At 72.0% G+C, this 20,854-nt stretch carries 23 protein-coding genes and 2 tRNA genes; 15 read left to right on the top strand and 10 right to left on the bottom strand.

Annotation, left to right across the window (positions count from 1 at the left end; translation table 11 throughout):
- Positions 1-4: 4 nt before the first annotated feature.
- Entirely contained in the window at positions 5-742 is a 738-nt protein-coding gene (locus tag F8A92_RS13980; RefSeq protein WP_153505784.1) for a hypothetical protein, read from the bottom strand.
- 141 nt (positions 743-883) lie between these two features.
- Between F8A92_RS13980 and F8A92_RS13975 the strand changes: the two genes are divergently transcribed.
- The gene (locus F8A92_RS13975; RefSeq protein ID WP_153505783.1) at positions 884-2,434 is read left to right on the top strand and encodes an acetolactate synthase large subunit; all 1,551 of its coding nucleotides are present in this window, start codon (positions 884-886) and stop codon (positions 2,432-2,434) included.
- A gap of 12 nt (positions 2,435-2,446) precedes the next feature.
- On the opposite strand, the gene F8A92_RS13970 is transcribed toward F8A92_RS13975, so the two are convergent.
- Both F8A92_RS13970 and F8A92_RS13965 read right to left on the bottom strand, forming a co-directional pair.
- Positions 2,447-3,298, bottom strand: a complete 852-nt coding sequence (locus F8A92_RS13970) for a 3-methyladenine DNA glycosylase (protein ID WP_153505782.1) — start codon at positions 3,296-3,298, stop codon at positions 2,447-2,449.
- Positions 3,295-3,762, bottom strand: a complete 468-nt coding sequence (locus tag F8A92_RS13965; protein WP_153505781.1) for a universal stress protein — start codon at positions 3,760-3,762, stop codon at positions 3,295-3,297. Before F8A92_RS13965 ends, F8A92_RS13970 begins: the two co-directional genes overlap by 4 nt.
- A gap of 116 nt (positions 3,763-3,878) precedes the next feature.
- Here F8A92_RS13965 and F8A92_RS13960 point away from each other — a divergent pair, with 116 nt between their 5' ends.
- The 3 genes from F8A92_RS13960 (at position 3,879) to F8A92_RS13950 (ending at position 5,002) form a co-directional block, all read left to right on the top strand.
- Positions 3,879-4,661: a fumarylacetoacetate hydrolase family protein gene (locus tag F8A92_RS13960; RefSeq protein ID WP_153505780.1), complete on the top strand. Its 783-nt coding sequence runs from the start codon at positions 3,879-3,881 to the stop codon at positions 4,659-4,661.
- Between the two features lie 113 nt (positions 4,662-4,774).
- Positions 4,775-4,846: transfer RNA gene (locus F8A92_RS13955), tRNA-Gln, on the top strand.
- An 80-nt stretch (positions 4,847-4,926) separates the two neighbouring features.
- Positions 4,927-5,002, top strand: a tRNA-Glu gene (locus tag F8A92_RS13950).
- A 49-nt stretch (positions 5,003-5,051) separates the two neighbouring features.
- Here the strand turns inward: F8A92_RS13950 and F8A92_RS13945 are convergent.
- Positions 5,052-5,711, bottom strand: coding sequence for a hypothetical protein (locus tag F8A92_RS13945; protein ID WP_153505779.1), 660 nt, complete (start codon positions 5,709-5,711; stop codon positions 5,052-5,054).
- Between the two features lie 93 nt (positions 5,712-5,804).
- Between F8A92_RS13945 and F8A92_RS13940 the strand changes: the two genes are divergently transcribed.
- Positions 5,805-7,013 carry a sensor histidine kinase gene (locus F8A92_RS13940; RefSeq protein ID WP_153505778.1) on the top strand — a complete coding sequence of 403 codons (1,209 nt, stop codon included), beginning with the start codon at positions 5,805-5,807 and terminating at the stop codon, positions 7,011-7,013.
- Entirely contained in the window at positions 7,010-7,687 is a 678-nt protein-coding gene (locus F8A92_RS13935) for a response regulator (RefSeq protein WP_153505777.1), read from the top strand. The genes F8A92_RS13940 and F8A92_RS13935 overlap by 4 nt, the downstream gene beginning before the upstream one ends.
- Before the next feature lie 49 nt (positions 7,688-7,736).
- On the opposite strand, the gene F8A92_RS13930 is transcribed toward F8A92_RS13935, so the two are convergent.
- Positions 7,737-8,441 (bottom strand): IclR family transcriptional regulator, encoded by a 705-nt coding sequence (locus F8A92_RS13930; protein WP_153505776.1) that lies wholly within the window; start codon positions 8,439-8,441, stop codon positions 7,737-7,739.
- Positions 8,442-8,562: 121 nt separating this feature from the next.
- Between F8A92_RS13930 and leuC the strand changes: the two genes are divergently transcribed.
- From leuC to F8A92_RS13915, 3 genes are all read left to right on the top strand, one after another.
- Positions 8,563-9,966, top strand: coding sequence for a 3-isopropylmalate dehydratase large subunit (gene leuC / locus F8A92_RS13925; protein WP_153505775.1), 1,404 nt, complete (start codon positions 8,563-8,565; stop codon positions 9,964-9,966).
- Between the two features lie 13 nt (positions 9,967-9,979).
- Entirely contained in the window at positions 9,980-10,603 is a 624-nt protein-coding gene (gene leuD / locus F8A92_RS13920; protein ID WP_153505774.1) for a 3-isopropylmalate dehydratase small subunit, read from the top strand.
- A gap of 181 nt (positions 10,604-10,784) precedes the next feature.
- A complete protein-coding gene (locus tag F8A92_RS13915) occupies positions 10,785-11,453 on the top strand; it encodes an HU family DNA-binding protein (RefSeq protein WP_153505773.1) in 669 nt (222 codons plus the stop codon).
- A gap of 58 nt (positions 11,454-11,511) precedes the next feature.
- On the opposite strand, the gene F8A92_RS13910 is transcribed toward F8A92_RS13915, so the two are convergent.
- Genes F8A92_RS13910 through cofC form a run of 3 tightly spaced genes read right to left on the bottom strand, consistent with a single transcriptional unit; the run spans position 11,512 to position 15,152 of the window.
- Entirely contained in the window at positions 11,512-12,408 is an 897-nt protein-coding gene (locus tag F8A92_RS13910) for an NUDIX hydrolase (RefSeq protein WP_194291500.1), read from the bottom strand.
- A gap of 1 nt (position 12,409) precedes the next feature.
- Positions 12,410-14,470 (bottom strand): RNA degradosome polyphosphate kinase, encoded by a 2,061-nt coding sequence (locus tag F8A92_RS13905; RefSeq protein ID WP_153505771.1) that lies wholly within the window; start codon positions 14,468-14,470, stop codon positions 12,410-12,412.
- 4 nt (positions 14,471-14,474) lie between these two features.
- On the bottom strand, positions 14,475-15,152 hold the full coding sequence (gene cofC / locus F8A92_RS13900) for a 2-phospho-L-lactate guanylyltransferase (RefSeq protein WP_153505770.1): 678 nt from the start codon (positions 15,150-15,152) through the stop codon (positions 14,475-14,477).
- Between the two features lie 72 nt (positions 15,153-15,224).
- Between cofC and F8A92_RS13895 the strand changes: the two genes are divergently transcribed.
- Together F8A92_RS13895 and F8A92_RS13890 are read left to right on the top strand one after the other, a co-directional pair.
- Positions 15,225-15,971, top strand: a complete 747-nt coding sequence (locus tag F8A92_RS13895) for a lysophospholipid acyltransferase family protein (RefSeq protein ID WP_194291499.1) — start codon at positions 15,225-15,227, stop codon at positions 15,969-15,971.
- Positions 15,968-16,972 (top strand): NAD(P)H-dependent glycerol-3-phosphate dehydrogenase, encoded by a 1,005-nt coding sequence (locus F8A92_RS13890; RefSeq protein ID WP_228389459.1) that lies wholly within the window; start codon positions 15,968-15,970, stop codon positions 16,970-16,972. Before F8A92_RS13895 ends, F8A92_RS13890 begins: the two co-directional genes overlap by 4 nt.
- Here the strand turns inward: F8A92_RS13890 and F8A92_RS13885 are convergent, their stop codons facing one another.
- The gene (locus F8A92_RS13885) at positions 16,973-17,500 is read right to left on the bottom strand and encodes a DUF3515 domain-containing protein (protein ID WP_153505768.1); all 528 of its coding nucleotides are present in this window, start codon (positions 17,498-17,500) and stop codon (positions 16,973-16,975) included.
- A gap of 37 nt (positions 17,501-17,537) precedes the next feature.
- On the opposite strand from F8A92_RS13885, the gene F8A92_RS13880 reads away from it, so the two are divergent.
- The 3 genes from F8A92_RS13880 (at position 17,538) to F8A92_RS13870 (ending at position 19,966) form a co-directional block, all read left to right on the top strand.
- Positions 17,538-18,503, top strand: coding sequence for a thiamine-phosphate kinase (locus F8A92_RS13880; protein ID WP_153505767.1), 966 nt, complete (start codon positions 17,538-17,540; stop codon positions 18,501-18,503).
- Between the two features lie 88 nt (positions 18,504-18,591).
- Complete coding sequence (locus tag F8A92_RS13875; RefSeq protein WP_153505766.1) at positions 18,592-19,215, top strand: UdgX family uracil-DNA binding protein; 624 nt, start codon at positions 18,592-18,594, stop codon at positions 19,213-19,215.
- Positions 19,216-19,336: 121 nt separating this feature from the next.
- Positions 19,337-19,966 carry a cytidylate kinase-like family protein gene (locus F8A92_RS13870; RefSeq protein WP_153505765.1) on the top strand — a complete coding sequence of 210 codons (630 nt, stop codon included), beginning with the start codon at positions 19,337-19,339 and terminating at the stop codon, positions 19,964-19,966.
- A gap of 65 nt (positions 19,967-20,031) precedes the next feature.
- On the opposite strand, the gene rpmB is transcribed toward F8A92_RS13870, so the two are convergent.
- Positions 20,032-20,223: a 50S ribosomal protein L28 gene (gene rpmB / locus F8A92_RS13865; RefSeq protein WP_153505764.1), complete on the bottom strand. Its 192-nt coding sequence runs from the start codon at positions 20,221-20,223 to the stop codon at positions 20,032-20,034.
- A gap of 184 nt (positions 20,224-20,407) precedes the next feature.
- Here rpmB and F8A92_RS13860 point away from each other — a divergent pair.
- Positions 20,408-20,854, top strand: a 447-nt coding sequence (locus F8A92_RS13860; RefSeq protein ID WP_153505763.1) for a DAK2 domain-containing protein, incomplete at its 3' end; no start/stop codon positions are given.

The raw sequence follows: 20,854 nt of genomic DNA, 5'->3' as shown, positions 1-20,854 counted from the left end.
CATCTCAGGCGAGGGGGACTCGGCCGTCGGCGAGCCGGCGGATCGCGCGCAGGAGCTCGGCGGTGGGCGGCGCCGTACGGGCCAGGGGCACGACGTAGGGCGTCGCGTAGAGGGCCGTGCCCCGCGGTGGCGCCGGCTGCGCTGCGGGCGGCTCCTCCTCGGGCAGCGGAGTGATGGCCGCGAAGACGGCGCGATCGGGCGCGGCGGTCGGGGGCGGCGGGTCGTTGACGAAGTCCAGAGGACGCAGCAGCTCGGGCTCCGACAGGTCCAGCGGCGCGCGCTCCGGTTGGCGCCTCCCCGCGTCGGGGGAGACGTAGAACGCCAGCTCGGGCTCCCGCTCGCCCACGACCCGGATCAGCGCGAGATCGGTCCACGGGGCGTCCAGCGCCGGCCGGCCGCGCGTCGTGGGCACCCGCACGCCCGCGGCGTCCGCCACCAGGAGCGGCTCGCGGCGGCCGCCCGTGCGCTCCCATAGCACCGCCAGACCCAGCCCGACCACCAGCAGCGCGACCGTCGCGAGCACCGCCGTCCACACGACGCCGGTCGTGAAGTAGCCAGGCTCGCGGCGCACGACCACGATCAGCGCGGGCAGCCAGAACAGCAGCACAGCCGCGATTCCGAGCGCGAGCGCGGCCGCGCGCAGCTGTCGTCGGAGATCTCGACGTACGACAAGGGCGGGCGACCGATCGCCGGACGCCGGATGCGGTGCGGACGTCGGGGCGGAGGGCGTGGACACAGTCATCCACCCTAGACGAGCGCGTGGGCGGACGGGTTTCCGCGCACCGGCAGGGCGTTGCGGGGGAGAGCGGCGCGGTGCGTAGGTTGGGATGAGCACCCCGGCCGGCTCCGCATGGACCGGTCCCGGCGATCGAGAGGACGACGTATGAACGGCGCACACGCGCTCATGAGCACACTCACCGCGAACGGTGTGGACGTGTGCTTCGCGAACCCCGGCACCTCCGAGATGCATTTCGTCGCGGCGCTCGACGACACCGAGGGCATGCGGTGCGTGCTCGGGCTGTTCGAAGGGACCGTGACCGGCGCCGCCGACGGGTACGCCCGGATGACCGGTCGCCCGGCGGTCACCCTGCTGCACCTCGGCCCCGGGATGGCGAACGGGCTGTCCAACCTGCACAACGCGTTGCGCGCCCAGTCGCCGATCGTCAACGTCATCGGTGACCACGCGACGTACCACCGGCACCTCGACGCGCCGCTGACGTCCGACATCGAGGGCGCCGCCCGCCCGTTCAGCCATTGGGTACGCACCACCCCGGACGCCGACTCGGTCGCGGCGGACACCGCGGCGGCCGTGCGGGAGTCCCTGCGGCGTCCGGGCCGGATCGCCTCGCTGATCCTGCCGGCCGACGCCGCCTGGAACGAGCTGGCCGGGCCCGTCTCCATCCCGGACGCCGGAATGCCCGATGCCGCCCCGGCCGACGAGCTGGCCGTCGACGCCGCCGCCCGGCTGCTTGCGCAGGCCACGTCGCCGGCGCTGGTCCTGGGACCCGGAGCCACGCTGGACGAGCCGCTGCGCGCGGCGGGCAAGATCGCGGCCGCCACCGGGTGCGCGCTGCTCACGCCGACGATGACCGCGCGCATCACCCGCGGCGCCGGCCGGGTCCCGGTGCGCCGGATCCCCTACGTCGTCGAGGACGCGCAGAAGTTCCTCTCCGGGTTCGACCTGCTGGTCATGGTCGGCGCGAAGGCACCGGTCAGCTTCTTCGCCTATCCCGAGCGGCCGAGCCTGCTCTACCCGCGTGACGCGCAGATCATCGATCTCGCTCGGGCCGACCAAGACCTCGGAGGCGCGCTGGAGGCGCTCGTGGACGCGCTGGGCGCGGCCGGCCAGGAGGCCGCTGTGGCGCCCGCCGCCACCCCGGCGACCCCGACCGGCGAGCTCACCATCGCCAAGCTCGGTGCGCTGATCGGCGCCGCGCTGCCGGAGAACGCGATCGTCGTCGACGAGTCCATCACGTCCGGGCGCACGCTCGTGGCCGAGACCGAGGGCGCGGCGCCGCACGACTGGCTCGTCGGCACCGGCGGCTCGATCGGCTATGCGATGCCGTGCGCGGTGGGTGCGGCCGTGGCCTGCCCGGACCGCAAGGTGGTCGTGCTGGAGAGCGACGGCAGCGCGATGTACCAGCCGCAGGCCCTCTGGACGGCGGCTCGCGAGCAGCTGGACATGGTGGTGTTGATCTTCGCGAACCGCCGTTACAACATCCTGCACGGGGAGATGCGCAACGTCGGCGTCCCCGAGTTCGGGGCGAAGGCGCGCGCGCTGCTCGACATCGACAACCCGGCGATCGACTTCGTGTCCCTCGCGGCGTCCCTCGGCGTCCCGGCGACGGCGGTGTCGACCGCCGACGAGCTCGCCGCAGCGCTGGGCCGGGCGATGGCCGAGCGTGGGCCGGCGCTCATCGAGGTCCGGCTCTGACCTTGCCCGGCGTCAACCGGTTACGTTCTCGCAGACCTCGAGCAGCCGCTGCCGGATCGGACGAGCGCGTTCGGCGAAGGCCCGCTGCGCGGCCACGTACTGCGCCCGGCCCTCCGGCCGCTCGACGGGGATCGGCGCGATCCCCAGGTCGCCGAGGTCGTACGGGCTGGCCTGCATGTCGACGTACCGGATGTCGCGGGCGAGCTCGAAGGCGTCGAGCACAAGGCTCGACGAGGTCAGCGGCGTGAGCTTGTACGCCCACTTGTAGAGGTCCATGCCGGCGTGCAGGCAGCCCGGCTGCTCGTCGGCGAGCTGGCCCTCGCGCCGCAGCACGGTCGCGTTGCGAGGAACCGCCGGCGCAGTGAAGAAGCGGTAGGCGTCGAAGTGCGTGCACCGCAGGCCGACGTCCTCGACCGTTCCGGCGATGTCGCGGGCCGGGAGCCGCAGCGGCCATGCCGCGTGCCGCACGGCGTCCGGCTCGAGGCGGTAGACCATCGCCCACTCGTGCATGCCGAAGCAGCCGTGCCGGGCCGGCCGGTCGAGGGTGCCGCGCATGAGCCGCCGCACCGCCTCGACGAGCGGACCACGTCGCTCCCGTACCTCCGCGACGTCGGCGGCGACGACGCCGTCACGGACGACGTAGTGCTGCCAGTCTCGGTGCGGCGCGTCGGCGGGCAGCGCCGTCCCGGCGCCGGGGTGCCAGCGCCGCAGCTGGTTGGGGCGGTAGACGTAGTAGGTGAACAGGAAGTCCTCGACGGGGTGGGACTGCCCGCGCGAGCGTCGCAGCTCGTGCGGCGCGACCAGGGCCTCGACCCGGCCGGCGTGCCTCTCCTGCAGGCGTTCCCAGTCGCGCTCGACGATCACGCCGGGCGGTGCCGCACCACGACCACCGGGCAGCCCGCCTCGCGCACCAGCGCGTCGGCGGTCGAGCCGAGGAAGCGGCCGGCGATGCCGCTCACGCCGCGGTCGCCGACCACCACGACGTCGGCGCTGTGCGACAGCTCCAGCAGCCGGCTGTCGGGGGAGCCGTGCGGAGCGTGCACGTGGGCGTCGATCTCGCGGCCGTCCAGCACCCGGTCTAGCCGGGCGCGGGTGTGCTGCTCGGTCGCCGCTCGGAACTCGGCCAGCGACGGGGTGATGCCCCCCGGGATGTCGGCGGGGCGGACGGCGGTCTTGATCGACCACGCACGCACCACGTGCAGCGGCGATCCGCGACGCACCGCCTCCTGCACGGCGTACTCGATCGCCTCGAGCGCTCGGGCCGAGCCGTCGTCGCCCACGACGACGCCCTGCACGGTGATCTCGTCGGAACTGCTGGGGGTGCTCATCAAGGGTCCTCCACGGCCGCGTTGCTCGCGCGCTCTGCTCACCTCGATCCTACGTCGACAAGCGTCCGCGACCGGCCGCGCGGTAGTTTGGTGCTCACCGATCAACAGGAGGACACATGCGCATCGCCCGGTTCGTCAATCCGCAGGGCCAGATGACCTTCGGCGTCATCGACGGCAAGGGCGCCCGCTCCGGGTGGACGGTCGAGGCGATCGACGGGCACCCGTTCGGCCAGCTCGCGCGGACCGGGAACCGCTGGGCGCTGGACGACGTGCGCCTGCTGTCGCCGATCCTGCCCTCGAAGGTGGTCTGCGTGGGCCGCAACTACGCAGCGCACGCCGCCGAGCTCGGCAACGAGGTGCCCAAGCAGCCGATGCTGTTCCTGAAGCCCTCGACCTCCGTGGTCGGCCCGGGCGACCCGATCCGGCTGCCGGCCGCCTCGAAGCAGGTCGAGCACGAGGCGGAGCTGGCCATCGTGATCGGCGCGACCGGGGCGCGCAAGGTCAGCCGCGAGGACGCCGACCACACGATCTTCGGTATCACCGCCGCGAACGACGTGTCGGCCCGCGACCTGCAGAAGACCGACGGGCAGTGGGGCCGCGCGAAGACCTTCGACTCGTTCTGCCCGCTCGGCCCGTGGATCGACACGGACCTCGGCTACGACGACCTGCGGGTCGCGTGCACGGTGAACGGGCAGACCCGTCAGGACGGCACCACCAAGAACATGATCTTCGACGTCCCCACGCTGATCTCCTACATCTCGCACGTGATGACGCTGCTGCCCGGCGACGTGATCATCACCGGCACCCCCGAGGGCGTGGGGCCGCTGGTCGATGGCGACTCGGTGACGGTGACCGTCGGCGAGCTCGAGCTGACCAACCCGGTCGTCACCGACGAGTGAGCGCGCTGTAGCGAGCGGCACACCCGCCCCGGTGGCGTCGCGCGTGAGCGGTCGGGTAACATTTCACGTCGGCGCTCACGCGGGAGGCAACTCCGGCGGGAAGCCGCCGACCTTGGGGTATGGTGTAATTGGCAGCACGACTGATTCTGGTTCAGTTAGTCTAGGTTCGAGTCCTGGTACCCCAGCTCTGATAGCGATCGAGGGTGCCCGACAAGCTCCCTGAACGACTCTGGTAGAGTCTCCGCTCGCGTCAGTCGCAGTTCCTGCCCCCGTCGTCTAGTGGTCCAGGACGCCGCCCTCTCAAGGCGGTAACGCCGGTTCGAACCCGGTCGGGGGTACCACGCGAGAAAGGCCCTCCTCATTCGAGGAGGGCCTTTCGCGTGCGGTGGCTCAGACGGGGACGCGGTCGATCACCGGGTCGCGGTGGGAGACGTGGTCGACCAGGCCGGCGAGCGCGAAGAACGCCGCGGCGAGCAGCAGCACGGACAGGTAGGACGCGTAACGGCTCAGCGACCCGCCGATGAACTCGACGACCAGGAATGCCCAGATCGCCGGCCCTACCCAGATCGGACCGGTCCTGCTCCTGAACAGCGCGATGCCGAGCAGCAGCAGCCCGGCGACGCTTCCGAGCAGGCCGACGGCCGAGAACAGCATCACGGGAGACCGCTGGATCCCGGACATCAGTCCGGCGTAGACGTCGCGGTGCTGCGCGTCCGCGGCCATCTGCAGGTAGGCCATCGAGAGGCCGCCGAAGACGGTGTGGCCGAAGCACCCGGCGACGCCGAGCGCGGTGCCCCAGGAGGACAGCCGGGGCGCCCGTTCCTGCACCAGACGGCCGATGGCGAGGATGGCGACCAGGAGCGGCAGCTGGCTGACGAGGTAGGCGACCGCCGAGACCGCTGCCTGCGGGGAGCCGGCGATCGCCGCCAGCTGGTCGGTGGTGTCGCCGGCGAGGTCGGGCTGCAGGATCGCCGACGCGCCGGCGAGCACGGGGCCGAGGATGAGCGCGGCGCGCGCCGCGACGAGTCGGGGTCGGGTGTCGGGATACATGGGAGCTCCTCTGGGTCGGACCCGGCGGTTCCGGGCTCACCAGCAAGCACACCGTCGGCCGGGTCGGGGCACATCCGGCCCAGGTGGGCGAAGGTGTCAACTTCCGACGACTGTCCCATCGACATCGGTCGGATCTACAGTGGCGATGTGCTCGCCAGAATCCTGAGGACGCGGCTGACGCGGGTGGAGGCAGTCCTCGCCGCGGGCGTGCTCGTGCTCGGGCTCGGCGAGGTCTGGGTGCCGTTCAGCTCGCGCCAGGGCACCGGGTCCGCAACAGCCACGACGGTCGGGGTCGTTCTCGTGGCGGCCCTGATGCTCGTGAGCCGGCGGGAGCCCCTCGTCGTGCTGATCGCGTTCCCGGTGATCTGGCTCGTGGTCGGCGTGATCGCGTCGTCGTACGTGTTGTTCTACGGCCAGGCCGTGCCGCTGGAGATCGGCGTGTTCATGGCGGCCAGGTTCGGTCGCGGCCGCGCACCGCTGTATGCCGCGCTGATCGCCGGCGCGTCCCTCCTCGGGGTCGACCTCCTCGTGCCGGCGATGCAGGAAGCCAACGAGATCGTTTTCCACTGGGCGGTGACCGCGCTGGTGTGGAGCGCCGGCTTCGGGCTGCGCACCCTCGACCGGCGGGAGAAGGCGTCGATCCGCCGGGCCGTCGAGGCCGAGGTCGGTGCCGCCGAGCGAGCGATGCGCGCCGTGCTCGACGAGCGCGCCGTGATCGCGCGCGAGTTGCACGACATCGTGGGCCACGCGGTCAGCTCGATGGTCGTCCAGGCGGGCGCCGCGGAGGCCGGGGCCGACGATCCCGACTACGTCCGGGAGACCGCGGCGAGCATACGCAGCACCGGGATCGACGCCCTCGGGGAGATGCGCCGGCTGGTGTCGATGCTGCGGACGGCCGACGAGGCGCCATTGTCGCCGCAGCCTCGGCTCGAGGCGTTGCCGGCACTGATCGAGAAGACGTCGGCACAGGGAGTGCAGGCTGCCTTGACCGTGACAGGCACGCCTCGGCCGCTCCCGGCCGGTCTCGACCTCGTCGTCTACCGGATCGTCCAGGAGGCGTTGACCAACGTTCGCCGGCATGCCGTCGCCAGACGCTGCGACGTCTCGCTCGATTACGGCCCGTACTGCGTGTCCGTCGCGGTGGTCGACGACGGCAGCACCGCCTCGTCCGGTCCACCGGCCTCGGGCCACGGGCTGGTCGGCATGCGCGAGCGAGTCGCCCTCTACGGTGGCGAGCTGGCGGCCGGCCCGGGTCAGGCCGGCGGCTTCGCCGTCCGCGCCACACTCCCGGTGCCGCAATGAGCCACCCACCGCCCCGGGTGCTGGTGGTCGACGACCAGGAGCTGATCCGGGCCGGCTTCCGGATGATCCTGGAACGCAACGGGCTCGAGGTCCTCGCCGAGGCGGCCGACGGTGTCGAGGCGGTCGGCCTGGCCGAGAAGCTCTCGCCCGACGTGGTCCTGATGGACGTCCGTATGCCTCGGATGGACGGCATCGAGGCAACCCGCCGGATCGTCGCGCGCAGGTCGGACACCAGGGTCGTCGCGCTCACGACCTTCGACCTCGACGAGTACGTCTACGAAGCCGTGCGCGCGGGCGCGAGCGGGTTCCTGCTCAAGGACATCTCGCCGGCAGACCTGGTCCACGCGGTCGGCGTCGCGGCGCGCGGAGACGCCCTCCTCGCGCCGGCGCTCACCCGGCGCCTGCTCGACCGCTACGTGTCGCGCCCGCTGCCGAGCATTCGGCCCGACCGGCTCGCCGCGGCCACTGCGCGCGAGCTCGACGTGCTGCGCCTCGTCGCCCGGGGCCGGTCGAACAGCGAGATCGCGGGAGGCCTGTTCCTGAGCGAAGCGACCGTCAAGACCTACGTGTCGCGGCTGCTGGCCAAGCTCGCCGTGCGCGACCGCGTGCAGCTGACGATCCTCGCGTACCAGTGCGGGCTGGTCCCTCCCGGTGATGACATCCTCGGCGACTGACGGCGCGCGGCATCGACCGAGCCGGACGCCGGCACGGGTGACGCCGTGCTCAGAGCTTGCGCTCGAGCTCCGCGGCGGCGTTCAGCAGCGGGCGCGAGAGCCGGGTCCCGGGCGAGCGGCCGATGCGCTCGGCGGGTCCGGAGATCGAGATCGCGGCGACCACCTTGCCACGACGGTCGCGTACCGGCGCCGAGATCGAGGCCACGCCCGGCTCGCGCTCGGCGATCGACGCCGACCAGCCGCGCCGGCGCACACCGGCGATCGTCCGGGTGGTGAACGCCGAGTCGGACAGGGTGTGCATGATGTCGGCCTCCTCGCTCCACGCGATCAGCACGTGCGCGGCGGACCCGGCCTTCATCGACAGCCGTGCGCCGATCGGCACCGTGTCGCGCAGCCCGCTCGAGCGCTCCGAGGCCGCGACGCACACGCGCGTCTCGTCCTCGCGCACGAACAGCTGCGCGCTCTCGCCGGTCAGGTCGCGCAGCTTGCGCAGCACCGCCAGCGAGGCGTCGACCAGGGGGTCGCGGGCGAAGGCGGCGAGCTCGAGGACGGCGGGCCCGACGACCCAGCGGCTCTGGTTGTCCCGGCGCAGCACACGGTGGGTCTCGAGGGCGGAGGCGATGCGATGCGCGGTGGCGCGAGGGAGGCCGAGCTCCTCGACCAGCTCGGCGAGCGACCGCGGGGTGCGCGAGCAGCATTCGATGATCGCGACCGCCTTGTCGAGGACGCCGATGCCTGTGACTGCGTGTTCCATGGGGTGATACTACGGTCTCACTTCATGAGAAGCACTTCAATTCGCGTCACACCGTCCGTACCATTTCATTAATTGGGACACAATCTCAAATATTGAGACCTAGCGCCGAAGGAAGGCATTCATGGGCACCACCCTGGCCGAGAAGATCTGGGAGCAGCACGTCGTCCACCGTGCGGAGGGGGAACCGGATCTGCTGTACATCGACCTCCACCTGCTGCACGAGGTCACCAGCCCGCAGGCGTTCGACGGGCTGCGCAGCGCCGGGCGCCCGGTCCGCCGGCCCGACCTGACCCTCGCCACCGAGGACCACAACGTGCCGACGACGGACGTCGACAAGCCGATCGCCGATCCGGTCTCGCGGCTGCAGGTCGAGACGCTGCGCAAGAACTGCGCCGAGTTCGGCGTCCCGATCTACCCGATGGGCGACGCCAACCAGGGCATCGTGCACGTGATCGGCCCGCAGCTCGGCCTCACGCAGCCGGGCATGACCGTCGTCTGCGGTGACAGCCACACCTCCACGCACGGCGCGTTCGGCGCGCTCGCGTTCGGCATCGGCACGTCCGAGGTCGAGCAGGTCATGGCGACCCAGACGCTCCCGCTGCGTCCCTTCAAGACGATGTCCGTGACCGTCGAGGGCAAGCTCGGCCCGGACGTCACGGCGAAGGACATCATCCTCGCCGTCATCGCGCAGATCGGCACCGGCGGCGGCCAGGGGCACGTCATCGAGTACCGCGGCTCGGCCATCGAGGCCCTGTCGATGGAAGCGCGGATGACCGTCTGCAACATGTCCATCGAGGCCGGGGCTCGCGCCGGGATGATCGCCCCCGACGAGACGACGTTCGAGTTCCTGAAGGGACGCGAGCGCGCACCGCAGGGCGCCGACTGGGACGCCGCCGTCGAGTACTGGAAGACGCTGCGCACGGACGACGACGCCACGTTCGACACCGAGGTCGTGCTGGACACCGCGAGCCTGACCCCGTTCGTCACCTGGGGCACTAACCCGGGCCAGGGCGCGTCGCTGGACGCCTCGATCCCGGACCCCGCCCAGATCACCGACGTCGACAAGCGCGGTGCCGCGGAGAAGGCGCTGGCCTACATGGGGCTGCAGGCCGGCACGCCGCTGCGCGAGGTCGCCGTCGACACCGTGTTCGTCGGATCATGCACCAACGGCCGGATCGAGGATCTGCGGGCGGCCGCCGCGGTCATCGAGGGCCGGCAGGTGGCCGACAGCGTCCGCATGCTCATCGTCCCCGGGTCGATGAAGGTGAAGCAGCAGGCCGAGGCCGAGGGCCTCGACCGGATCTTCACCGCGGCCGGAGCGGAATGGCGCTCGGCGGGATGCTCGATGTGCCTGGGAATGAACCCCGACCAGCTGGCGCCGGGCGAGCGCTCGGCGTCCACCTCGAACCGCAACTTCGAAGGCCGGCAGGGCAAGGGCGGTCGCACCCACCTGGTGTCCCCGGTCGTGGCCGCGGCGACGGCGGTCCGCGGAACCCTGTCCTCTCCCAGCGATCTGGATAAGTAGGCGAGACGAGAAAATGCAGCAGTTCACCACGCACACCGGCACCATGGCGCCCCTGCGCCGCAACAACGTCGACACCGACCAGATCATCCCCGCGGTGTATCTCAAGCGAGTCACCAAGACCGGCTTCGAGGACGGCCTGTTCGCCGCCTGGCGGACGAACGAACCGGACTTCGTGCTGAACCGGCCGGAGTACCAGGGCGCCTCGGTGCTCGTCGCCGGGCCGGACTTCGGGACCGGATCCTCGCGCGAGCACGCCGTCTGGGCGCTGCGCGACGGCGGGTTCCGGGTCGTGATCTCCTCGCGGTTCGCGGACATCTTCCGCGGCAACTCCCTCAAGGACGGCCTGCTGACGATCGTGCTCCCCGAGGCCGACGTCGAGCGGCTGATGGCTCTGGCCGAGAAGGATCCGACGACCCAGGTGACCGTCGACCTGGTCAATCGGACGATCACGCCCGCGCTCGCGGATGCCGGTTCTGCAAGCGATGCGGAGTCCGCGGCGATGTCGTTCGAGATCGACGACTACAGCCGGTGGCGGCTGATGGAGGGCCTCGACGACATCGGCCTGACGCTGCGCCACGTCGACGAGATCGACGCCTTCGAGGCGAAGCGGCCGGCGTACAAGCCCGTCACGACGTGATCGATGGCCGGTTCGCCGGCCCGGGCGATGCCTGACACACCATGGAATTAGGGGCGCTGGTCATTGAACCAGCGCCCCTAATTCCTTACCGTTACGGGCAAGCCGGTCATCGTGAGCGGCCGCGCTCGCGCCACTCACCGGCGGCAGCGGCGTAGGGAAGCAGTCCTGGGAGGGACCACAAGTGAACAAGTCCGAACTTATCGACGCGCTCGCCACGCGCCTGGACGGGGACAAGAAGCGCGCCAACGCCGCCATCGACGCCTTCGTCGACGTCGTCTTCCGGGCCGTGCAGAAGGGCGACAAGGTCTCGATCGCCGGTTTCGGGGTGTTCGAGAAGCGTCCGCGCGCCGCGCGCATCGCCCGCAACCCGGCCACCGGCGAGCCGGTCAAGCTGAAGAAGACCTCCGTCCCGGCGTTCCGCCCGGGCACCCAGTTCAAGAGCGTCGTCGCGGGCCGGGTCAAGCTCGGCGCCGCGCCTCGTCCGGCGAAGGCCCCCGCCAAGACGGCCGCCGCGAAGGCCACCACCGCAGCGAAGGCGCCGGCGAAGAAGGCGACCTCGGCGAGGACCACCGCGGCCAAGGCCACCGCCGCGAAGACGCCGGCGAAGAAGACCGCCGCCAAGGCGACTGCCGCCAAGACGACCGCGGCGAAGGCGACCGCGGCCAAGGCCCCCGCCCGGAAGTCCGCGGCGAAGAGCACTGCCGCCAAGGCGCCGGCGAAGAAGACCGCCACCAAGACCACCGCCACCAAGACGGCCGCGGCGAAGAAGACGGCCGCGAAGGCCCCGGCCAAGAAGGCCACGCCCGCCCGCAAGACCACCGCGCGCAAGGCGCCGGCCAAGAAGGCCTAGCACTCCGCGCCAACGGGCCCCGGACCTCGCTGAGGTCCGGGGCCCGTGTGCGTCTGCGCTAGCCGGCCAGCAGCGAGGGGTAGTAGTCGTGCGTGACGATCCGGCCGGCGAGTGCCCCCAGGACCCACAGGCCGCCCTTCTTCGTCGGATAGCCCATGCTTCGCGGCGGCAGCAGCCGTTCGAGCACCCCACGCATCGTCTTGCCCTGGCTCACCACCACGACCCGCCGCCCGTGCTGGGCCAGCGAGGTCGCCTCGGCGACCGACGCCTCGGGATCCGACTCCCACACCGCGTCCGCCAGCGCCGGCGTCCGCCCGATCGGCAGCCCGGTGGCGCCGCCCAGCGGTTCGGCGGTCTGGACGCAGCGGGTGGGCGCGGCCGCCAGCAGCGACTGCGGCCCGAACGCGCCGAGCGTGGCGCCGATCGCCTCCGCCTGGCGCGCGCCCTTGGCGTCCAGCGGGCGGAGGTCGTCGGGGCCCGTCCACCGCGAGCGGGAGCCGGCGCGGCCGTGCCGCACCAGGATGAGCGACACCTCCGCGGTCCCGAAGTGCGCGAAGTTGCCGAGGATGTGGCGGTCGCCGGCGTACGTCAACGCGTGCATCGCCTTGTCGGTGGGCAACCAGGCGAACTCGTCGACCTCCTCGACGTCGGCGGCAGCGGGAACGGCGGCGCAGCCGGCATCGAGGCGCATCGAGAAGTAGGACACGACCTTCGTGCGGTCCTTGACCCGATAGGTCACCCGCCCGAGCCGGGGGCCCACCGTGAACGGCAGCCCCGTCTCCTCGGTGACCTCCCGGACCGCGGTCTGGAGGGGATTCTCGCCCCGGTCGGGCTTCCCCTTCGGCAGCGACCAGTCGTCATACCCCGGGCGGTGCACCAGCAGCACCTCGGTGCGCTCGGCCCGCCGGCGCCACAGCAGACCGCCTGCGGCGGTCAGCCGCTCCGAGGCGGGCACCTCACGCACCGGAGCCGATGTGCTCGATCTGTTCCTTCTGCGGGTCGATGGTCGCACCGAGCGGCCCGCGCTCGGAGTTCGTCCACGTCCCGTCGGGCTGCAGGTCCCAGCCGATGATCTCGTCGGCCATCAGGCGTTCCACCATGCGGGTGATCGTCGCCTTCGCCTCGGGGTCGTCGACGCGCACGAGGACCTCGACGCGGCGGTCCAGGTTCCGGTGCATCAGGTCGGCCGATCCGATGAACACCTCCGGGTCGTCGTCGTTGAGGAAGTGGGCGACGCGCGAGTGCTCGAGGAACCGGCCGACGATGGAGCGGACCCGGATGTTCTCGGACAGCCCGGCCACCCCCGGGCGCACCGCGCAGTTCGTGCGCACGATCAGGTCGATACGCACGCCTGCCTGCGAGGCGCGGTACAGCGCGTCGATCGACTCCTCGTCCACGATGTGGTTGGTCTTGATGATGATCCGCGCCGCGCGACCCGCGCGCGCGTGCTCGGCCTCGCGCTCGATCCGCTGCACCAGCCCCGTGCGGACGCCGTACGGGGCGACGAGCAGCTTGCGGTACTCCGTCTGGCGCGAGTAGCCGGTGAGCACGTTGAACAGGTCGGTCAGGTCGGCGCCGATCTCGGGGTCCGCGGTGAGCAGGCCGAGGTCCTCGTACATCCGGGCGGTCTTCGGGTTGTAGTTGCCGGTGCCGATGTGGCAGTAGCGGCGCAAAGTGCCGCCCTCCTGGCGGACGACCAGCGCGGTCTTGCAGTGCGTCTTCAGCCCGACGATCCCGTACACCACATGGCAGCCCGCGCGCTCGAGCGCGCGGGCCCAGCTGATGTTCGCCTCCTCGTCGAACCTCGCCTTGATCTCGACCAGCACCACGACCTGCTTGCCGGCCTCGGCGGCGGCAATCAGGGCGTGCACGATCGGGGAGTCGCCGCTGGTCCGATAGAGGGTCTGCTTGATGGCGAGCACGTGCGGGTCGGCCGCCGCCTGCTCGATGAAGGTCTGCACGGTCGTCGCGAAGGAGTCGTACGGGTGGTGCAGCAGCACGTCGCCGTCGGCGAGGACGTCGAAGAACGAGTCGCCCTTCGCCAGTCTCGCGGGCGATCCCGGGACGAACGGATCGTCCTTGAGGTCGGGGCGGTCCACCTTGACGATCGCCCACAGCGAGGACAGGTCCAGCAGACCGGGTACGACGAGCACGTCGCCGGGATCGACCTCGATCTCGCGAGTCAGCAGGTCCAGGGTCTTCTCGTCCATCTCGGCGGTGACCTCGAGGCGCACCGCGGGACCGAACCGGCGCCGGGCCAGCTCGCGCTCGAGGGCCTGCAGGAGGTCCTCGTCCCGGTCCTCCTCGACGTCCAGGTCGGCGTTGCGGGTGACCCGGAACGGGTGGTGGTCGACGACCTCCAGGCCGGGGAACAGGCTGTCGAGGTTGGCCGCGACCAGCGACTCCAGCGGCAGGAAGCGGTCCTTGCCGAGCCGTACGAACCGGTCCACGTTCGGCGGGATCTTCACTCGCGCGAACCGCTCGATCTTGCCGCCGGGCTCGCGGATGACCGCCGCGAGGTTCAGCGACCGGCCCGAGATGTAGGGGAACGGGTGCGCCGGATCGACCGCCAGGGGAGTGAGGACCGGGAAGATCTTCTGCATGAAGTACTCCGTCATGCGGTGCTTCTCGTCGGTCGAGAGCTGGTCGTGCGTGACGATGTCGATGCCTTCGGCGCGCAATGCCGGCAGCACGTCGTCGGTGAAGCACTTGACGTGCCGGTCGACGAGCTCCTGGGCGCGCTCGTTGATCAGCGTCAGCTGCTCGGCCGCGGTGAGGCCGTCGGCCGAGCGCACCAGCAGCCCCATGCTCTGGCGGCGCTTGAGGCCCGCGACGCGGACCATGTAGAACTCGTCGAGGTTGCTGGCGAAGATCGCGAGGAACTTGACCCGCTCCAGCAGCGGCACCCGGTGATCCTCGGCCGAGGCCAGCACGCGCGCGTTGAAGTCGAGCCACGAGTTCTCGCGGTTGGTGAAACGATCGGGGGACTCGGACAGATCGACGACGACTTCGCTCATACGCTCATGGTGTCGTATCGGGGTGTCCCGTCGCAGCCCCCGCCTCGATTTGCGCGAGCAGCGCCCGCGTCGACGGACCGCACCCCAGCAGCTCCACCTCGCGCAGGTCGCCCGGGAAGTCGACGTCCTGGCGCAGGCCGGGCAGGTCGAGCTCGAGCCGGACGGCGCCGGAGTCCGCGTGCGCCGCGGCCGACGCCGAGCCGAACCGCGGGTCGAGCAGCGCGCCGTGCAACGCCGTGATCATGGACGTGCCGCTGCCGACGTGGTCGGGCACGAACGCGCGGGCATGCCGCTGCGCCGCGAGCAGCGCCGCGTCCACCTCGCGCGGGCTGAGCGCCGGCAGGTCGGCGGTGAGCGCCGCGACCGGACGCTCCCGCCAACCGCGGTCGTCGATGCCCTGGCGCACCGCGGCGTTCAACCGGGCGAACCCGCGCAGCGCCGGGTCGGCGGACTCCTCCACCACCACCGCGCCGGCGTCACGGGCGATCACCGCCACCTCGGGGTCGTCGGTCACGACGGCGAGGCCGGCCACCCCGTCCGAGGCCCGCACGGCCGCCATCGTGTCGGCGGCGAAGGCCAGCGCGAGGCGGGCGCGATCGCGCCCGCCCAGCCGGGTCTTCGACGAGCCGTGCGCCTTGACCGGCAGCACGACATGCCACTGCAGCGGCTCGGGAGTTCTCATCGGCTCCAGTGTCGCAGCACCGCTAAGGTGGCAGCAGCGCGGGCGTCAGCCCCCGACCCGAAGGGATCATGCGTGAGCGACAACCTCCAGCCACCGGTGAAGCGGGGTCGAAAGAGCGCCGGACGGCTCACCCCGGCGTTGCAGTTCCTGGTGCCGATCGTGCGCAACCTCTCGCGGCTGATCTTCAAGGAGCGTTTCGAGCAGCGCGAGAACATCCCCGTCCAGGGCCCGGCGCTGCTGGTGCTCAACCACGTGTCCGTGCTCGACCCGATCGCCACCGCGGCGTACGTCTGGACGGCCGGGCGGCTGCCGTTGTTCATGATCAAGGACGGCGTGTTCAAGGCGCCGGTCGTCGGCCGACTGTTCACCGGCGCGCGGCAGATCCCGGTGAGCCGGGGCTCGGCCGCGGCGCAGGAGTCGCTGGAGCGGGCGATCGCAGCGCTGCGCGCCGGCGAGGTGGTCGCCGTCTACCCCGAGGGGACGGTCACGCGCGACCCCGACTGGTGGCCGATGCGCGCCAAGACCGGGGTCGCGCGGATCGCGCTCGCGGTGCCCGAGGCAAAGGTGATCCCGATCGCCCAGTGGGGCGCCCAGCGCGCGTACGACTACCACACCAAGAAGATGCATCTCCTGCCGCGCAAGCAGACGTGGATCCGCGCGTTGCCGCCGATGGACCTGTCGCGCTACGCCGGACGCACGGACAGCGTCGCGGCGCGCGAGCTCACCGACGAGATGATGCGCGCCCTCGCCGACGAGGTCGGCCGGATGCGCGGCGAGCAGCCCCCCGCCGAGCTGCACCGCTACACGGGCAAGTCGTGATCTCTCGGGCGGCCGTGATGGGCGCGGGCTCGTGGGGCACCGCGTTCGCCAAGGTGCTCGCGGACGCCGGCCTGCCGGTGCGCCTGTGGGGCCGCCGCGCCGACCTCGTCGAGAGCATCACGCGCACCCGGGTGAACGACGAGTACCTGCCGGGCATCGCCCTCCCCTCGACGATCGAGGCGACGGCCGACCCGCGATACGCCCTCGAGGAGACCGACCTGGTCGTGCTCGCCATCCCCTCGCAGACGCTACGGACCAACCTGCAGGGGTGGCGCGACCTGATCGCCGGTCACGCCACCCTCGTCAGCATGATGAAGGGCATCGAGCTCGGCAGCATGCTGCGGATGTCGGAGGTCATCGCGCAGACCGCCGAGGTCGACCCCGGTCGGATCGCCGTCCTGTCGGGCCCCAACCTGGCGCGCGAGATCGCGGAGGAGCAGCCGGCTGCGACGGTGATCGCCTGCCCGGAGCACGAGCGCGCGGTGAGCGTCCAGAACATCTGCCGGACCGGCTACTTCCGGCCGTACACCAGCACCGACGTGGTCGGCTGCGAGCTCGGGGGCGCGGTGAAGAACGTGATCGCGCTGGCCTGCGGCATGGCCGAGGGCATGGGCTTCGGCGACAACACCAAGGCGACGTTGATGACCCGCGGGCTGGCCGAGACCGCGCGGCTGGGCAGCAAGCTCGGCGCCGACGTCCGGACGTTCTCGGGCCTCGCCGGCATCGGCGACCTGGCGGCGACCTGCTCGTCGCCGCTGTCGCGGAACCGGACCTTCGGCGAGTGGCTCGGGCGCGGGCACACCCTGGAGGAGGCGACGGCCCGCACCACGCAGATCGCCGAGGGCGTGAAGTCGTGCCGATCGGTGCTCGACCTGGCCCGCGCCAACGGCGTGGAGATGCCGATCACCGAGGCGATCGTGGCCATCTGCCACGAGGGACGGTCGGTGTCCGAGATCGCGCCGGCGCTGATGGGCCGCGCCACCAAGCCCGAGGCCAGCTAGCTAGGCGCCGGTGGACTTGAGCCGCTCGGCGAGCACCTTCGAGATCGGCGAGATGACGGCGCTGCCGGAGGAGGCGGTCGGCACGGCCACCGACACGTAGACCTCGCGGTCGAGGGCCGTCCACAGCACGTTCTTCCCGGGCAGGCCGTACGCCGAGGTGTCGATGTCCTGCGTGGTCATCCAGGTGACCCCGTTGACCGCCGTCAGGTTGGTCGCCGACTCGACGGTGTCCGGCTTCGGCACGCCGCACACCAGCGTGATCGGCGGCTCTCCCCACGCCAGCGCGCCGGGGTGGCCCTTCACAGCGCGCTTCGCGCGGTCCTCGAGCTGCGCGGGCAGCGCGACGACGACGTTGGCGCACTGGTCCTCGGTGCCCTGCGCCTCCTGCACGCTGACCGACGTCACCGGTCCGGAGCCGGCCTGCGCGTCACCCATGTTCTGCGAGATCAGCCAGGCGGTCACGGCACCCGCGACGAGGGCTGAGGGGACGGCGATGGCGGTGGCCTTGCGGGCGGGAGACAGTGGCACGCGGCCATTCTAGGCGGCGAGTTGATAACGTCGCCGGGTGCACAACGAGAACCCGACCATCTCCGACGCGGGCGAGTTCCCCGCCATAGAGCGCATCACGCGCGCCACCGCCGGCTCGCTGACCGACGAGGTGCTGCTCGGGCCCGGTGACGACGCCGCGGTCGTGTCCGCCGCCGACGGTCGGGTGGTGATCAGCACCGACGTGTTCGTGGAGGACCGGCACTTCCGCCGGGACTGGTCGGGGCCGCAGGACATCGGGCACCGGGTGATCGCCGCCGCGCTGGCCGACATCGCCGCGATGGGAGCGCGACCGACCGCCGCCGTCGTCGGCCTGGCCTGCCCGGCCGACACGCCGCTGTCGTGGCTCGACGGGTTCAGCACGGGCGTCGCCGAGGAGTGCGCGGCCGCGGGTGCCGCGCTGGTCGGCGGCGACATGTCCCGCAGCGACACCGTCTTCGTATCGGTGACCGGCCTCGGCGACCTCGCGGGCGCGGTCCCGGTGACCCGTGCCGGAGCGCGGGACAACGACGTGGTCGCCGTCGCCGGCCATCTGGGGTACGCCGCCGCGGGGCTGGCGATCCTGTCGCGCGGCTTCCGCACCGGCAAGGTGTTCATCGACGCCCACCGCAGGCCGGCGCCGCCGTACACCGAGGGACCGCGGGCCTCGCTGGCCGGGGCGAGCGCGATGTGCGACGTCAGCGACGGGCTGGTCGCGGACCTCGAGCACATCGCTCGGGCGAGCAACGTCGCGATCGACCTGGACGCGTCGTCCTTCGACATCCCTGCCCGGATGGCGGAGATCGCGTCGGCGATCGGCGCCGACCCCCTGCAGTGGGTGACCGCCGGCGGTGAGGACCACGCGCTCGCGGCCACCTTCGCCCCGGACGACGTGCCCGACGGCTGGCGCGTGGTCGGCGCGGTGCGCAGCGCGGACGAGCCGGCCGTCACGATCGACGGCCGGGCCCCCGAGGCGCGGGGCTGGACTCACTTCGGGCGCGCGTAGCGCCGCCGCCTGATCGACCGCGCGTAGCGCCGCCGCCTGCTCGACGAGGGCGCCCGCGGCGGGCCGGGTGTCTGCGACACTGGTGGGCATGGCCGAGCAGACGGACGCGAGCCCCTGGGTGCCGGCGTCGCGGGAGCTCCCCGACCTGGAGTCGGCGGCGCACGAGTGCCGCGGCTGCGAGCTCTGGCGGCCGGCCACCCAGGTCGTGTTCTCGACGGGGACGCGCTCGGCGGGCGTGATGCTGGTCGGCGAGCAGCCCGGTGACCAGGAGGACCGGCAGGGCGAGCCGTTCGTCGGCCCGGCCGGGCGGGTGCTGGACGACGCCCTGGAGGCGGCCGGGATCGACCGCGCGGCCGCGTACCTGACCAACGCCGTCAAGCACTTCCGGTTCGAGCCGCGGGGGAAGCGCCGCATCCACGCGAAGCCGGAGCTGCGGCACCTGGTCGCCTGCCACCCGTGGCTCGACGCCGAGCTCGAGGCCGTGGCTCCCCGGGCGGTCGTCGCGCTGGGGGCGACGGCCGCGCGCGCGGTGCTGGGCCGGCCGGTGAAGATCGGCGAGATCCGCGGGAAGCTGCTCGACGAGCTGCCCGACCGGGTGGCCCTGGTGACCACGCACCCCTCCGCGGTCCTGCGGCTGCGCGGCCGAGAAGGCTACGACGAGGCGTTCGGCGATCTCGTGGCGGACCTGCGGCTCGTCGCGCCGGACGCCTGAGCGACGGAGCGGTGACCGGCGAGCGGCCCGTCCCCAGCGAGCACCGGGCGCCGAGTCACGAGGGCGACACCATTTCCGGGGTGCGTAGCGCGGCCGCCCCGCGCGGTGCCATCATCGGGCCATGACCGTCATCACCATCGCCAGCTCGTTCGGCTTGCGGGGTTCGTTCATCGGCGCCACCCTCGCTCGCTCCCTCGACATCCCGTTCGTCGACCGCGCCATCCCGCGCGCGATCTCGCGGGAGCTCGGCGTGCCGATCGACGAGGTCATGGCGCAGGACAACAAGGCCGCCACCGGGCTGTGGCGGCTGATCAGCGCCATGGCGGTGGTGCCCGACATCAGCGGCACCGAGGTGGCGGCGCACGGCGTCGGCGGGGACGAGCGGGCGTTCGTCGAGCGCACCGAGAAGCTCATCCGCGAGGCCGCGCAGACCACCGGCGGGGTGTTCGTCGGCCGCGCGGGCGCCCTGGTGCTGCGCGACGTGCCCGGCGCGCTGCACGTGCGGCTCACCGGCCCCAAGGACGCCCGGATCCAGGCGTACGCCGCCCTGAAGAAGCTGCCGCTGAAGGAGGCGCGCGAGGTCGTCGAGACCAACGACAAGGCGCGGCTGGCGTACGGCAAGGCCTTCTACCGCACGAACCTCGCCGACAACGCGCTGTACGACCTGGTCATCGACCAGACCCGGTTCACCGAGCACGGCACCGTAGACCTGGTGACGGCGGCCGTCCGCGCCCGCGCGCAGCACGGGTAGCGGCCCCGGACGCAGCGAGGGCGGTGACCGGATCGGTCACCGCCCTCGACGTACGAAGTGCGTTGTTAGCCCTTGACGACCTTGCCGCTCTTGATGCACGTGGTGCAGGCGTTCAGGGTCTTGTGGGTGCCACCGGCGAGCACGGCGTGCACGCGCTGGACGTTCGGGTTCCAGCGGCGGCTCGTACGGCGGTGGGAGTGTGACACCGACTTGCCGAAAGACGGCTTCTTGCCACAGACGTCGCAAACGCTGGCCACGGGAACTCCTGGAGACTAGGTAAAACTGCAGATGACAACCTGTCGATCTTAACCCGAGGGTCGGCCGCCGTAAAGCCGGCCGCACGTAGGCTGCGCCACACCTCGGCCGGCCGCGTCGAGCTACCGGCCGTGTCGCGGCGATCGCCTACGCTATGGATCACCGTCCAGGAAAGGAAGGCGTCGCATGCCCCCGCGGCCGAACTCGCAGCCGGACAGCCTGCGCATGGATGCGGCCACCGTACGCCGGTGGTGCCTCGCCGCGCTGCAGGCCCTGGGTGCCCATCGCGACGAGATCGACCGGCTCAACGTCTATCCGGTCCCGGACGGCGACACCGGCACCAACATGCTGCTCACCCTGCGCGCGATGACCGACGCGCTGCGGCGCGAGCGCCCCGCCGCGCTGGCCGCCGCCGCGTCGGTGATGGCGCGCGGGGCGCTGCTGGGGGCGCGCGGGAACTCCGGCGTCATCCTCAGCCAGTTCGTGCGCGGCATGTCCGAGGTGCTGGGCGGTCTCATCGACGGGCAGCCGCTCACCGACGCGCCGCTGATGCTCGCGCGGGCCATCCGCCGCGGCGCCGAGCGGGCGCGGGCCGGCGTCGCCGACCCGGCCGAGGGCACCATCCTCACCGTG

The sequence above is a fragment of the Cumulibacter manganitolerans genome (genome assembly GCF_009602465.1).
Taxonomy (GTDB): Bacteria; Actinomycetota; Actinomycetes; order Mycobacteriales; family Antricoccaceae; genus Cumulibacter; species Cumulibacter manganitolerans.
This window is presented reverse-complemented; position numbering and strand designations above follow the sequence as displayed.